At 73.1% G+C, this 13097-nt stretch carries 13 protein-coding genes; 9 read left to right on the plus strand and 4 right to left on the minus strand.

Annotation, left to right across the window (positions count from 1 at the left end; translation table 11 throughout):
* The first annotated feature begins 57 nt into the window (after positions 1-57).
* A complete protein-coding gene (locus QSK36_RS14585) occupies positions 58-1056 on the plus strand; it encodes an aldo/keto reductase family protein (protein ID WP_183539411.1) in 999 nt (332 codons plus the stop codon).
* A gap of 78 nt (positions 1057-1134) precedes the next feature.
* Here the strand turns inward: QSK36_RS14585 and QSK36_RS14590 are convergent, their stop codons facing one another.
* The gene (locus tag QSK36_RS14590) at positions 1135-1341 is read right to left on the minus strand and encodes a hypothetical protein (protein WP_079313380.1); all 207 of its coding nucleotides are present in this window, start codon (positions 1339-1341) and stop codon (positions 1135-1137) included.
* Positions 1342-1508: 167 nt separating this feature from the next.
* Here QSK36_RS14590 and QSK36_RS14595 point away from each other — a divergent pair, with 167 nt between their 5' ends.
* On the plus strand, positions 1509-2555 hold the full coding sequence (locus QSK36_RS14595) for a bifunctional adenosylcobinamide kinase/adenosylcobinamide-phosphate guanylyltransferase (protein WP_285782764.1): 1047 nt from the start codon (positions 1509-1511) through the stop codon (positions 2553-2555).
* A 110-nt stretch (positions 2556-2665) separates the two neighbouring features.
* A complete protein-coding gene (locus QSK36_RS14600) occupies positions 2666-3598 on the plus strand; it encodes an adenosylcobinamide-GDP ribazoletransferase (protein WP_285782765.1) in 933 nt (310 codons plus the stop codon).
* Positions 3599-3616: 18 nt separating this feature from the next.
* Here the strand turns inward: QSK36_RS14600 and QSK36_RS14605 are convergent, their stop codons facing one another.
* From QSK36_RS14605 to QSK36_RS14615, 3 genes are read right to left on the minus strand one after another with little or no spacing between them, the layout of a single operon-like run.
* Positions 3617-4540, minus strand: a complete 924-nt coding sequence (locus QSK36_RS14605) for a CPBP family intramembrane glutamic endopeptidase (protein WP_285782766.1) — start codon at positions 4538-4540, stop codon at positions 3617-3619.
* Positions 4541-4545: 5 nt separating this feature from the next.
* The gene (locus QSK36_RS14610) at positions 4546-5559 is read right to left on the minus strand and encodes a DUF1648 domain-containing protein (protein ID WP_285782767.1); all 1014 of its coding nucleotides are present in this window, start codon (positions 5557-5559) and stop codon (positions 4546-4548) included.
* Complete coding sequence (locus QSK36_RS14615) at positions 5556-5915, minus strand: GntR family transcriptional regulator (RefSeq protein ID WP_139578182.1); 360 nt, start codon at positions 5913-5915, stop codon at positions 5556-5558. Before QSK36_RS14615 ends, QSK36_RS14610 begins: the two co-directional genes overlap by 4 nt.
* A gap of 136 nt (positions 5916-6051) precedes the next feature.
* Between QSK36_RS14615 and QSK36_RS14620 the strand changes: the two genes are divergently transcribed.
* From QSK36_RS14620 to lipB, 6 genes are all read left to right on the plus strand, one after another.
* On the plus strand, positions 6052-7584 hold the full coding sequence (locus QSK36_RS14620; protein ID WP_285782768.1) for a leucyl aminopeptidase: 1533 nt from the start codon (positions 6052-6054) through the stop codon (positions 7582-7584).
* A 154-nt stretch (positions 7585-7738) separates the two neighbouring features.
* Positions 7739-9118: a dihydrolipoyl dehydrogenase gene (lpdA, locus tag QSK36_RS14625; RefSeq protein ID WP_183539401.1), complete on the plus strand. Its 1380-nt coding sequence runs from the start codon at positions 7739-7741 to the stop codon at positions 9116-9118.
* 33 nt (positions 9119-9151) lie between these two features.
* Positions 9152-10645 (plus strand): 2-oxoglutarate dehydrogenase, E2 component, dihydrolipoamide succinyltransferase, encoded by a 1494-nt coding sequence (sucB, locus tag QSK36_RS14630; RefSeq protein WP_285782769.1) that lies wholly within the window; start codon positions 9152-9154, stop codon positions 10643-10645.
* A 111-nt stretch (positions 10646-10756) separates the two neighbouring features.
* A complete protein-coding gene (locus QSK36_RS14635) occupies positions 10757-11647 on the plus strand; it encodes a TIGR01777 family oxidoreductase (protein WP_285782770.1) in 891 nt (296 codons plus the stop codon).
* Between the two features lie 34 nt (positions 11648-11681).
* A complete protein-coding gene (locus tag QSK36_RS14640; RefSeq protein ID WP_142556527.1) occupies positions 11682-12422 on the plus strand; it encodes a Type 1 glutamine amidotransferase-like domain-containing protein in 741 nt (246 codons plus the stop codon).
* A gap of 2 nt (positions 12423-12424) precedes the next feature.
* The gene (lipB, locus tag QSK36_RS14645; RefSeq protein WP_285782771.1) at positions 12425-13096 is read left to right on the plus strand and encodes a lipoyl(octanoyl) transferase LipB; all 672 of its coding nucleotides are present in this window, start codon (positions 12425-12427) and stop codon (positions 13094-13096) included.
* The last annotated feature ends 1 nt before the right edge of the window (position 13097 follow it).

A 13097-nucleotide genomic window follows, 5' to 3' on the forward strand; every position in this document is an offset into this window, starting at 1 on the left:
ACCCTACCGCGAACCACGCGGAGGAGTGACGCGATGTCATGACCTAAGGTCGGACCCATGGAATACCGTCACCTTGGCCGCAGTGGCCTCATGGTCAGCGAGATCAGCTACGGCAACTGGATCACCCATGGGTCGCAGGTGGAGGAGGACGCCGCCGTCGAGTGCGTCCGCGCGGCTCTCGACGAGGGTGTCACGACCTTCGACACCGCCGACGTCTACGCCGGGACCAGGGCCGAGGAGGTCCTCGGCCGGGCGCTCAAGGGCGTGCGCCGCGAGTCGCTGGAGATCTTCACCAAGGTCTACTGGCCCACCGGGGAGGGCAAGAACGACCGGGGACTGTCCCGCAAGCACATCACCGAGTCGATCAACGGGTCGCTCCGCCGGTTGCAGACCGACTACGTCGACCTCTACCAGGCGCACCGCTACGACGTCGAGACGCCGCTGGAGGAGACCCTGCGGGCCTTCGACGACCTCGTACGGCAGGGCAAGGTGCTGTACGTCGGCGTCAGCGAGTGGTCGGCCGACCAGATCGCCCAGGCCTTGAAGATCGCCGACGACATGGGGTTCGACCGGCTGGTGTCCAACCAGCCGCAGTACTCGATGCTCTGGCGGGTCATCGAGGCCGAGGTCGTGCCGCTGTGCGAGAAGGAGGGCCTGGGCCAGATCGTCTGGTCGCCGATCGCGCAGGGCGTGCTCACCGGCAAGTATCTGCCCGGCCAGCCGCCGCCGGCCGGGTCCCGCGCCACCGACCCGGCCGGTTCCGGCTTCATCGGCCGGATGATGGACGACGACCTGCTGCGCCGGGTGCAGGACCTCAAGCCGATCGCGGCCGACCTCGGGCTCTCGATGGCCCAGCTCGCCGTGGCGTGGGTGCTGCAGAACCCGAACGTGTCGTCGGCCATCATCGGGGCCACCAAGCCCGAGCAGGTGCGCGACAACGTCAAGGCCTCGGGCGTGAAGCTCGACGCCGAGGTGCTCAAGAAGATCGACGACGTGCTCGGCCCGGTCGTCGAGCGTGACCCGGCCAAGACCGTCAGCCCGCCCGCTCGTCCCTGACGCCGCCTCCGGTCCTGCGGACCGGTGTCGTCGCGGGGGTCGCGACCGCGCCCGTCGCGGTCCCGGCCCCCGCCCGGCTCACTCGGCGCGCAGGGACATCCCCGAATATTCGACCCGCTCGTCCTCCATGAGCGTCACCTGCTCGACACCGGCCTCCAGCAGCTCGCGCCAGCTCTCCCCCAGCCACGACTCCGCGTCCGACTGGCTGGAGAAGATCTCCCGGGGCAGCGGCCGGTCCGTGACCTCGCCGCCGTTCGCGTCCTCGTAACGCCACCGCCAAATCATCCGCACCCGCTCCTTCGGTTCCTCGCCGCCCCCGCACCGGGACTTCACGCCGGGGCCGGTGCGGCACAAAGACCGTGCAGCCGGACCCTATCCTCTCTTCCCGGCGTCCACTCCCCCCGCCGACGACGCGGGGCCGCCCGGCGACACGGACGCGGAAAGGCAGCGGCATGGAGATCCGCCTGGAGGGAACCGGCGGCCCGGAGGGCTGGCCCGTCCCCGGCTGTCCCTGCGCGTCCTGCGGCCGGCTCGCCCCCGGCCACCGGCGTCCGGCCTCCATCGTGCTCGACGGCCGCGTACGGCTCACGGACGCCCGCCCGCCCGCCGGGTACGTGATCCGCCGGACGGCCGACGGGTGCGAGGTCACCGGGCCCGGCGGCGGTCGCCTGCTGTACGCCGCGGGGCCCGCCACCGGCTCCCCCGGGCGGGACGCGGACGCGCCCTTCGACGTGGTGCTCATGGACCTGCCCGACCGGCCGGAGCGGCTGGGCGACCTGCGCCGCCGCGGACGGGTCACGCCGGCGACGCGGATCGTCGCGGTGCACCTCGGCCACCGCGTCCCCGCGGAGAGCGAACTGGCCCGCCGCCTCGCCCTGTGGGGCGCAACGGCCGTCCCCGACGGGACCGTCGTGGACACGGCGAGCGCGGAGGCGGAGCCGTGGGTGCGGCCACGCCGGACGCTGCTGCTGGGCGGGTCGCGGTCGGGCAAGTCCGAGGAGGCCGAACTCCGCCTGGCCGCCGAACCCGAGGTGACCTACGTCGCCACCGGGCCCTCGGGCGGTGACGACCCGGCCTGGCTCGCCCGTGTGCGCGCCCACCGTGAACGGCGCCCGGCGCACTGGCGGACCGTGGAGACGACCGATCTCGTGTCCGTCCTGTCCGGAGGTCCGGGGACGTTGCTCATCGACGGGATCGGCACCTGGCTCGCCGCCGCGTTCGACGAGTGCGCCGCCTGGCCGGACGGCACGCCCGCGGCCGGCCACCGCGCCGCCCTCGACAGGGTGGCGGAGCGCTGCGACGCGCTGACGGCCGCCTGGCGCGGCACCCGCGCCCGGGTGGTGGCGGTGAGCGACGAGGTGGGCCTCGGGGTGATCCCGGCCACGCCCGCCGGACGGCTGTTCCGCGACGCGCTCGGCCGCCTCAACCAGTCCCTCGCCCGCGAGTCCGAGGACGTCGCCCTGGTGGTCTCCGGCCGGGTCGTCCCGCTGCCCCTGTGACAACTACGATCTGCCCTCGTGCCCGATGAACCCTCCCCCATAAGCGAGCGAATCAGCAAGCACAGTGTGATTCGCTCATTCGACTCCGAGCCGCCAGGCGAGGAGGGGGCATGAGTGGCCCCGGCGCGGCCTGGCGGCTCGCGGTCGGGACCCTCACGGTCTTCCCCGTTCGGCCGGTGGAGGTCGACCGTTCCGTGGCGGGACGCGCGATGTCTCTGGCGCCGTTCGTCGGCCTGCTGCTCGGCCTGGTCGCCGCCGTGGTGCTCGAGGCCGCCGGGGCGGCGTCGAGCTCGCCGCTGATCGGCGCCGTCCTCGCGGTGGGGGCCCTGGCGTGGCTGACGCGGGCCCTGCATCTGGACGGCCTCGCGGACCTGGCCGACGGGCTCGGCAGCGGCAAGCCGGCCGACGGCGCGCTCGACGTGATGAAGCGCTCCGACATCGGCCCGTTCGGGGTCGTCACCGTCGTGGTGGCCCTGCTCGCCCAGGTGGCCGTGCTGTCACGGGACGGCACGGCCGCCTGGGTCGCGCTGGTGGCGGCCGCGGCGACCGGGAGGCTGGCCGTCACGTGGGCCTGCCGCGAGGGCGTGCCCGCCGCCCGGCCCACCGGCCTCGGCGCGCTCGTCGCCGGCTCCGTACGGCGGGGCGCCGCGATCGGGGTCACCCTCGCGACGGCCGCTGTGATCGCGGTGCTCGCCCTCGTGGCGGCCGCCGGCCCGTCGCTGCTGGACTACTGCTGGCCGTTCGGTCTGTCGAACCCCTTCGGCCACGCCTATCCCGAGCTGGTCCCCTACTCCGGGCTGACCTACGGGCACACCGTCTACGCGGGCCTGCGGCCCGCCGGGTTGCTGCATCACCTGTCGGACGATCCGTATCTGATCACGACGGCCGGGCTGCTGCCGGCGATGGCAGCCGGGCTGGGGGCCGCCGCGCTGCTGCGCCGCCGGGCCGTACGGCGGCTGGGCGGCGTCACGGGCGACGTGCTCGGCGCCCTGGTGGAGACGGCCACGACGGTCACGCTGCTGACCGCCGCCCTGCTGATGTGACGTTCGTGAGCGCGCACGTCAGCGCGGCGCGGTGACGGGACGCAGCCGGTAGACGACGAGGACGACGGCCGCGAGCAGCACCCAGCCGACGATCCCGCTGATCCCGGCGAGCGCCGGGTTCGGCGGAGCCGACGCGTCGCCGAGGAGCAGCGCCAGGCCCGTCGTGGCGTTCACCGAGGCGTGCGCGATGACCCCGGGCCACACGCTGCGCGAGCGCAGCCGCATCCAGCCGAGCAGCGCCCCGAAGATGACGCAGAAGCCGATGAACAGCGCCGCCGCCCAGGCGCCGAGCTGCGGGTAGTTGTAACCCTTCAGTGTGAGGGGTGCGTGCCAGAGACCCCAGATCACGCCGGACAGCACCAGCGCGGGCCACACGCGGCGCGCGCCCGGCCCGGACGAGACGGCCGGGTCGCCGAGCAGGCGCGGCAGCAGCCAGCCCCGCCAGCCCCACTCCTCCCCCAGCGCGGGGATCGCGTTGATGAACGGGGCGATCAGCACGGCCTGCACGGCCTGCACGGCGTACATGACCCGCGGGTCCAGCGGCACCTTGCCGAGGGCCGCGCTCAGCTGCGCGCGATACAGGCTCAGGCCGGCGACGTCGAGGCTCACGACGCCGACGGCGGCGCTGGCCAGGAGGGCGACGGCCACGAGAAGCGGCACGCCGAGCAGGGCCGTCACCAGGAGAGCGGCCGTCCTACCCCGGTCCGGTCCGAGCGTGAGCCCGGTCGCCCGCGCCCATTCCTTCAGCGGCGTGCCGCGCCGCCGGGTGAGCCACACGGCCAGTACGCCCAGGGAGGGCGTGGTCATGATCAGAATTCCGAGGAGCTGGAAGCCCGGCGGCCCCAGCGGTACGGCCCGCGTCCAGAGGGGCAGCGCGATCAGCCACGAGGCCCCGAACGCGACGAGGAGGAAGAGCCAGACATCGGCGTTGCGCCGGATCACGGTCATCACCTTTCGACGGAGGGGTGCTGCCGGGCTGCGAGGGCGTTGAGCAGGGCGGCGCCGGTCTCGGCGTCGTCCACGGTGATGGCGAGCTGCCCGCCGGAGGTGTACCGCACGACCAGGCACTCGCCGCCGCGGATCATGATCGTGGCCCGTCCCGGGAGGCCGCGGTAGCCCCATCCGCCCACCTGGGCCGGATACCGCTCCTCCACCCACGCCTGCTCGACGTGGTCCAGCCGCACCCTGCGAGAGGGCCACCGCAGCGGGCCGACCGACACGGTCAGCGCTTCGGGGACGACCCGCACCGAGACCGACGACACCGCCAGACCGACCACGCCCACCAGGGCGAGCGCCACCACGGCGCCCCAGCCTCCGCCGAACAGGCCGGACAGGGCCGCCCCCGCCAGCGCCACGGCGGTGGCGAGCGCCACGAGCGCGAGCCGGGTCGCCCACGGCGCGGTGGCGGTGGAGACCCACACCGGCCGCTTTCCGGGATCGAGGTCGATGAGCGGTCCCTTCTGCGGTGGCGCCGGAGGAACGTCCGGGCCGCGACGGCCGGCGAGCCAGCCCAGCGCCCCGAGCGCGATCGGCGCGGCGACGACCACCGCGACCTGCCAGCTCAGGCCGGCCGCGCGGGTCCAGTGGCCGCGGTCGAGGTTGGCGGCGATCGTGAAGGCCTGCGTGATGACCGTGAACGCGCCCGCCCAGGCCAGCCCGGCGCAGAACCAGGCGCGCGGCGCCCGGCGGACCGGCGTGCGGCCCCGCGCCGCGACGGCCGCGCCGATCCCCGCGACGACGGCCCACAGCACGACCGTGAAGAGCACGAAGGTCGCGAACGCCATGGAGCCGTCGGGCCGCCCGGACGGCCCCCAATGAGTGGCCAGCGGATCGGGCAGGCGGCCGGCGAACGCCAGCGGCACCGCCACGAGCACGGCGGCGACCAGGACGGCCCAGGCCGCGGCGGCCAGCAGGAATCGGGTGCGGAAGCCGGTTACGGAGGTGTCCTGCGGGTCGGTCATGCCATTTCCTCGCTGAGGTCCTTGATGAGAGCGACGACGTCGTCGGCGGTGAGGCCATACCGGGCGGCCTCCTCGAGCAGGTCACGCGCACGCGTCCTGAGCGCCGCGCGGCCGTCCGGCCGCCGCAGCACCGACACGCCGCGCCCGCGGCGGAACTCCAGCAGGCCCTCGTCCCGCAGGTCGCGCAGCGAGCGCAGCACCGTGTTCGCGTTGACGCCCAGCGCGTGGGCCAGGTCGCGGGCCGGCGGCAGCCGATCGCCGGGGGCGATGTCCCCTGCCCCGATCGCGCGCCTTATGGCGGCGGCCACCTGTTCGTGCAGGGGCCGCGGATCGTTGAGATCGAGCGTGAGCAACATAGTGCTATTGACATTAGCACCATATGCCCGAGAGATCACAATGGTGCTAGTTTCACTGGCACCATCAAGATTACCGATAGGTAGGATGAACCCTCGTTTATGCGTAGCCGAGTAAGCCCAGCTAGCATCGGCTCACGTGACCACAGTGCGCATAAACGCATCTGACGCGGTCTCCATCGAGACCAGTGCTCTCATAATCGGCGTCCACACGACCCCGGAGGGTCCACGCCCGGCTCCCGGAGGCGAAGGCCTCGACCAGGCCCTGGACGGACGACTCGCCGAGATCCTCACCACCATGGGGTTCACCGGCAAGGCCGAAGAGGTCGTCAAGATCCCGACCCTCGGGGCGCTGCCCGCGCCCGTCGCCGTCGCCGTGGGCCTCGGCGACGCCCCGCAGGACGGCCCGCAGGACGGCCCCGAGGACGGCTACGACCTGGAAACCCTGCGCCGCGCGGCCGGAGCGGCCGTCCGCTCACTCGCCGGGACGGCGTCCGCCGCGCTCGCTCTGCCCGCCCGTACGGCCGCCGAAGCGGAGGCCGTTGCGCTGGGCGGCCTGCTGGGCGCCTACGACTTCACGCGCTACCGCACCGGCGGTGACCGCAAGCCGCCGGTCGGCGAGCTGACCGTCCTGTCCGGCGCGGCCGGGGCCGAGGAGGCCGTCGCGCACGCGGCGACGCTCGCCGACGCCGTCACCCTCGTCCGCGACCTGGTGAACACGCCGCCGTCGGACCTGTGGCCCGCGCGCTTCGCCGAGATCGCCCAGGAGACCGGCGGCGAGGCCGGCCTGTCGGTCGAGGTGCTCGACGAGGTCAGGCTCAAGGAGGACGGCTACGGCGGCATCATCGGCGTCGGCCAGGGCTCGGTCAACCCGCCGCGCCTGGTCCGCGTCGCCTACAGCCACCCCGAGGCCGGCCGGAAGGTCGCGTTCGTCGGCAAGGGCATCACCTTCGACTCCGGCGGCCTGTCGCTCAAGCCCTCCGCCTCCATGGACTGGATGAAGTCGGACATGGGCGGGGCGGGAGCCGTGTTCGGCGCGCTCCTCGCGATCGCCAGGCTGGGTCTGCGCGTCAACGCGGTCGGCTACCTCTGTCTCGCCGAGAACATGCCCTCGGGCAGCGCCCAGCGCCCCTCCGACGTCCTGCACACCTACAGCGGCAAGACCGTCGAGGTGCTCGACACCGACGCCGAGGGCCGCCTGGTGCTGATCGACGGCATCGCCCGTGCCACCGAGGACGAGCCCGACGTCATCATCGACGTCGCCACCCTGACCGGCGCCCAGATCGTGGCGCTCGGGTGGCGTACGGCCGGCGTGATGGCCAACGACGACGCCCTGCGCGAGGAGATCGTCCGCATCGCCGGCGAGCAGGGTGAGGGCGCCTGGGGCATGCCGCTGCCCGCCGAGCTGCGCAAGGGGCTCGACTCCGCGGTCGCCGACATCGCCAACCTCCAGCCCGAGCGGTGGGGCAGCATGCTCGCCGCGGGCATCTTCCTGCGGGAGTTCGTCCCCGCGGGCGTCCGCTGGGCGCACGTGGACATGGCCGGGCCGGCGTTCAACAAGGGCGAGCCGCACGGCTACACGCCCAAGGGCGGCACCGGCGCGCTGACCCGCACGCTCGTCGCCGTCGCCGAGCACTACGCGGGGAACGGCACGTCCGCGCAGGCTGTTTAAACAGAAGGAGCCTTCGCGGGCTGTTCGAAAACGGAAGACGGCTCCGTCGCGGCATGCCCGCGCGGGCCCGGGCCGGGGCCACGATCTTCCGGGACAAGTGAAAAGATGCTGCCGGGTCCACCCGGCGGTGCGAATACGACCAAGGAGCATTCCAGTGGCTGATGGCAGCGGCCCCTACGACATCGTCGTCCTAGGTGGCGGTAGCGGTGGTTACGCCTGTGCCCTGCGGGCGGCCGAGCTCGGCATGAACGTCGTCCTCATCGAGAAGGACAAGGTCGGGGGCACCTGCCTGCACCGCGGCTGCATCCCCACCAAGGCGCTGCTGCACGCGGCCGAGCTCGCCGACCAGGCCCGCGAGGGTGAGTCGTTCGGCGTCCGCACCCGGCTGGAGGGCATCGACGTCCCCGGCGTCCACGCGTACAAGGACAAGGTGATCGGGGGCCTCTACAAGGGCCTGGCCGGACTCATCAAGAGCAAGAAGATCACCGTGGTCGAGGGCGAGGGCCGCCTGGCGGGTCCCAACCGCGTCGTGGTCGGCGACCAGGTCTACGAGGGCCGCAACGTCGTGCTGGCGACCGGCTCCGTGCCGAAGTCGCTGCCCGGCCTCGACATCGACGGCGAGAAGGTGATCAGCAGCGACCACGCGCTGGTCCTCGACCGGATCCCGTCCTCGGTCGTCATCCTGGGCGGCGGCGTCATCGGCGTCGAGTTCGCCAGCGTGTGGCGCTCGTTCGGCGCCGAGGTCACGATCGTCGAGGCGCTGCCGCACCTGCTGCCGCTGGAGGACGAGTCCAGCTCCAAGCTGCTGGAGCGCGCCTTCCGCCGCCGTGGCATCAAGTACGAGCTGGGCGCCCGGTTCGAGAGCGTCAAGACCACCGACACCGGGGTCGTCGTCTCCCTGGAGAACGGCAAGACCCTCGACGCCGAGATCATGCTCGTCGCCGTCGGCCGCGGCCCGGTCTCGGCCGGCCTCGGCTACGAGGAGAACGGCGTCGCCATGGAGCGCGGCTACGTGCTCGTCAACGAGTTCTGCCAGACCAGCGTGCCGGGCGTGTACGCCGTGGGCGACCTGATCCCCACGCTGCAGCTCGCCCACGTCGGCTTCGCCGAGGGCATCCTGGTCGCCGAGCACATCGCCGGGCTGAACCCGGTGCCGATCGACTACGACGGCGTGCCGCGCATCACCTACTCCGAGCCCGAGGTCGCGTCGGTGGGCGTCGCCACGTCGGTCGCCCGCGAGCGCGGTCACGACGTCGTCGAGCTGAACTACAACCTCGCCGGCAACGGCAGGAGCAAGATCCTGCAGACCCAGGGCGAGGTCAAGGTCGTCGCCGAGCGCGACGGCCGGGTGCTCGGCGTCCACATGGTCGGCAGCCGGGTGGGCGAGCTGATCGCGGAGGCTCAGCTGATCTTCAACTGGGAGGCCACGGCCACCGACGTCGCCCAGCTCATCCACCCGCACCCGACCCAGTCCGAGGCCCTCGGCGAGGCCATGCTGGCCCTGGCCGGCAAGCCGCTGCACGTCCACAACTGAAGCCCTCCTAGCGAACGCGAGAGAAGACACACCATGCCGGTCTCCGTAACCATGCCCCAGCTCGGCGAGAGCGTTACCGAGGGCACCGTCACCCGCTGGCTGAAGAAGGAAGGCGACCGCGTCGAGGCCGACGAGCCGCTCCTCGAGGTGTCGACCGACAAGGTCGACACCGAGATCCCTTCGCCGTCCGCCGGCTACCTGACCAAGATCATCGTTGCCGAGGACGAGACGGTCGAGGTCGGCGCCGAGCTCGCCCTGATCGACTCCGAGGCGGGCGCCGCTCCGGCCGCCGCCGAGCCGGCGGCTCCGGCTCCCGCTCCGCAGCCCGAGCCCGAGCCGGAGCCCGCTCCTGCCCCGGTGCAGGCGGCGCCCGAGCCCGCACCCGCCGCGCCGATCTCGTCGATCCCGCAGCCCGCGCCCTCCGTGGTGACGCCGCAGCCGGCGCCCCCGGCGCCCGCCCCGGCTCCGCAGGCTCCGGCTCCGCAGCCGCAGGCGCCCGCCCCGGCCGCGCAGCCGAGCGAGCCGACCCCGCTGCCCTCGTCCGGCGAGAGCCCGTACGTCACGCCGCTGGTCCGCAAGCTCGCCGCCGAGCACGGCGTCGACCTCGACGCGCTGAACGGCACCGGCGTCGGCGGCCGGATCCGCAAGCAGGACGTTATCGAGGCCGCCCGCGTCCAGCGCGAGCAGGCCGCCGCCGCTGCCGCCGCTCCCGCGGCCCCGCAGGCGGCGCCCGCCCCGGCTCAGGCTCCCGCCGCCCCGGCCGCCGCCGCGCCCGCCGCGTCGGAGGTGCGGGTGGACACCACGCTGCGCGGCCGTACGGAGAAGATGTCGCGCCTGCGGCAGACCATCGCCAAGCGCATGGTGGAGTCGCTTCAGGTCTCGGCCCAGCTCACCACCGTGGTCGAGGTCGACGTCACCCGCATCGCGCAGCTCCGCAACCGGGCCAAGGACGAGTTCCTGCGGCGCGAGGGCGTGAAGCTGTCGTTCATGCCGTTCTTCGCGATGGCCGCGATCGAGGCGCTCAAGCAGCACCCGAAGCTGAACGCCACGATCAACAGTGAGACCAACGAGGTCACCTACTTCGACGTCGAGCACCTCGGCTTCGCGACCGACACCGAGCGCGGCCTGCTCGTCCCGGTGATCAAGAACGCGGGCGACCTCAACATCGCCGGGCTCGCCCGTAAGATCGCCGACCTCGCCGAGCGCACCCGCACCAACAAGGTGAGCCCGGACGAGATCACCGGCGGCACGTTCACGCTGACCAACACCGGCAGCCGGGGCGCGCTGTTCGACACGCCGATCCTCAACCAGCCGCAGGTCGGCATGCTGGGCACCGGCGCGGTCGTCAAGCGCCCGGTCGTCGTGGACACCCCGGAGGGCGAGGTCATCGCCGTCCGCTCGATGGTGTACCTCGCGCTCAGCTACGACCACCGCCTGGTCGACGGCGCCGACGCCGCCCGCTTCCTCACGACGATCAAGCACCGTCTCGAGGAGGGCCGCTTCGAGGCCCAGCTCGGCCTGGCGTAGCCGTACGCCCGGGGCCGGCGCGAGCCGTGCAGCCCGGACGCAACTGGGGCCGTCCCGCGTTTCGCGGGGCGGCCCCCTTCGTTTCCGGGTAGTGATCGATGCGTGGAGACGATGACGACAGTGGTGACGGGCTCCTCGGGGCTGCTCGGGACGGCTCTGGTGCGCGCGCTGCGCGCCGACGGGCACGAGGTGCGCCGTCTCGTACGGCGCGCGCCCGCCGGGCCCGACGAGCACTTCTGGGACCCGGCGGGCGACGTGCTCGATCCCGGGGCGCTGGAGGGCGCGGACGCCGTCGTCCATCTGGCCGGCGCCGGGATCGGCGACCGCCGGTGGTCCGAGGCGTACAAGCGGGAGCTGGTGGAAAGCCGGGTCAGCGGCACGCGCACCCTCGCCGAGGCGCTGGCCCGCGCCGACGGCGGACCGCGGGTGCTGCTGTCCTCCTCCGCGATCGGCTTCTACGGCGACACCGGCGATCGTGCGGTGGACGAGTCCGCGCCGGCGGGCACGGGCTTCCTGGCCGATCTGGCGCGCAGCTGGGAGGCCGCCGCCGCACCCGCAGGGGAGGCGGGCGTGCGGGTGACGCCGCTGCGCACGGGTGTCGTGCTCAGCGGCCGCGGCGGCGCGCTCGCCCGGATGCTGCCGATCTTCAAGGTGGGCGCGGGCGCCGTGCTCGGCAGCGGCAGGCAGTACGTCTCGTGGATCTCACTCCCCGACTGGGTGGACGCGGTCCGCTTCCTGCTCGCGCACGAGCTGGCCGGGCCGGTGAACCTCACGGCTCCGGAGCCGGTGACCAACGCCGAGTACACCGCCGCTCTCGCGAAGGCGCTGCGGCGCCCGACGATGCCGCTGCCTGCCCCGCGTCTCGCGCTGCGCCTGGCGCTCGGGGAGTTCGCGGAGGAGGCCCTGCTCGCCGGACAGCGGGTGCTCCCCCGGCGGCTGCTCGACGCGGGTCATCGGTTCGCCCATCCCACCATCGGCGAGGCGCTGGCCGCCGTACTCTAAAGAGTCATTCGATCCGGGAACGGGAGTGGTGGGCATGAGCCGCATCGGGCAGTCGCACATCGTCGCCATCGGAGGCGGGTCGTTCCGGCAGACGGAGCGATACGGGTTCATCGAGCCGACCGCCCTGCTGCGTTACGTCCTCGACCTGACCGGTCAGGACCGGCCCAAGCTCGGCCTGCTCGCCACGGCCACGGGGGACGACGCCGACTGGCTGCTCAAGATGTACGGCGCGTTCGCCCGCTGGGACGTCGAGGTGAGCCACCTGACGGTCTTCCCGATGCCGAACGTCGAGGACCCCCGCGAGTGGATCCTGGAGCAGGACGCGATCTACGTGAGCGGCGGCAGCGTCGCCAACCTCGCCGCGCTCTGGCGGCTGCACGGCCTGGACGAGGCGTTCGCCGAGGCGTGGCGGGCGGGGATCGTGCTGTCCGGGCAGAGCGCCGGCGCACTGTGCTGGCACGTCGGCGGCAACACCGACTCGTTCGGGCCGAGACTGCGGCCCTGGGCCGAGGGCCTGGGCCTGCTCCCCTACTCCTGCGGCGTCCACTACAACTCCGACCCCCAGCGGCGGGCGCTGCTGCACGAGTCGGTCGCGTCGGGCGAGCTGCCCGAGGGATACGCCGCCGACGAGGGCGTGGCGCTGCACTACGTGGGCACGGAGTTCATCCAGGCCGTGACCACCGACCCCGAGGGGTACGCCTACCGGATCGAGCGGGACGGGCCCGCCGTCAAGGAGCTGCGTATCGAGCCCCGGCTGCTGACCTCTACGCTGTGAACGTGAAGGGCGATGGGAACGTGAAGGGCGTGGCCATCGTCCGCCTGGGCGTCGACGTACCGTACGAGCAGGCGTGGACCCTGCAGCGGCGGCTGCACGCCCGGCGGGCGGCCGACGAGATCTCCGACCTGTGCCTCATGCTGGAGCACGCCCCCGTCTACACGGCGGGCAAGCGGACGCTGCCGCACGAGCGGCCGGTCGACGGCACGCCGGTCATCGACGTCGACCGGGGCGGGAAGATCACCTGGCATGGCCCGGGGCAGCTCGTCTGCTACCCCATCATCCGCATCGGCGACGTGGTCTCCTACATCCGGTTGCTGGAAGAGGTCCTGATCCAGGTCTGCGCCGACTTCGGGCTGACGGCCCGGCGGGTCGAGGGCCGCGGCGGGGTCTGGGTGCCCGGCGACCCCGCGCACGGGCTGCCCGACCGCAGGCTCGGCACGATCGGCATCCGGGTCTCCGGCGGGGTCACCATGCACGGCTTCGCACTCAACTGCGTCAACGACCTGAGCTGGTACACCCGCATCGCCGGTGACGACTCCGGGGTCACGTCGCTGGCGGCCGAGACCGGCCGGCGGATCATGGTCGACGAGGTCATCCCGTTCGCCGGCAAGCGCCTCGCCGAGGCTCTCGGCGAGGAGCCGTACGACCTGTACGAGGAGGATCTCGCCTGAC

Origin of the sequence: Microbispora sp. NBRC 16548 (genome assembly GCF_030268985.1) — a bacterium.
GTDB classification, from domain to species: Bacteria; Actinomycetota; Actinomycetes; order Streptosporangiales; family Streptosporangiaceae; genus Microbispora; species Microbispora catharanthi.

Coding starts and splice junctions, on each gene's coding strand:
- QSK36_RS14585 (WP_183539411.1), top strand. CDS start 58: ATGGAATACCGTCACCTTGGCCGCAGTGGCCTCATGGTCAGCGAGATC.
- QSK36_RS14590 (WP_079313380.1), bottom strand. CDS start 1,341: ATGATTTGGCGGTGGCGTTACGAGGACGCGAACGGCGGCGAGGTCACG.
- QSK36_RS14595 (WP_285782764.1), top strand. CDS start 1,509: ATGGAGATCCGCCTGGAGGGAACCGGCGGCCCGGAGGGCTGGCCCGTC.
- QSK36_RS14600 (WP_285782765.1), top strand. CDS start 2,666: ATGAGTGGCCCCGGCGCGGCCTGGCGGCTCGCGGTCGGGACCCTCACG.
- QSK36_RS14610 (WP_285782767.1), bottom strand. CDS start 5,559: ATGACCGACCCGCAGGACACCTCCGTAACCGGCTTCCGCACCCGATTC.
- QSK36_RS14615 (WP_139578182.1), bottom strand. CDS start 5,915: ATGTTGCTCACGCTCGATCTCAACGATCCGCGGCCCCTGCACGAACAG.
- sucB (WP_285782769.1), top strand. CDS start 9,152: ATGCCGGTCTCCGTAACCATGCCCCAGCTCGGCGAGAGCGTTACCGAG.
- QSK36_RS14635 (WP_285782770.1), top strand. CDS start 10,757: ATGACGACAGTGGTGACGGGCTCCTCGGGGCTGCTCGGGACGGCTCTG.
- QSK36_RS14640 (WP_142556527.1), top strand. CDS start 11,682: ATGAGCCGCATCGGGCAGTCGCACATCGTCGCCATCGGAGGCGGGTCG.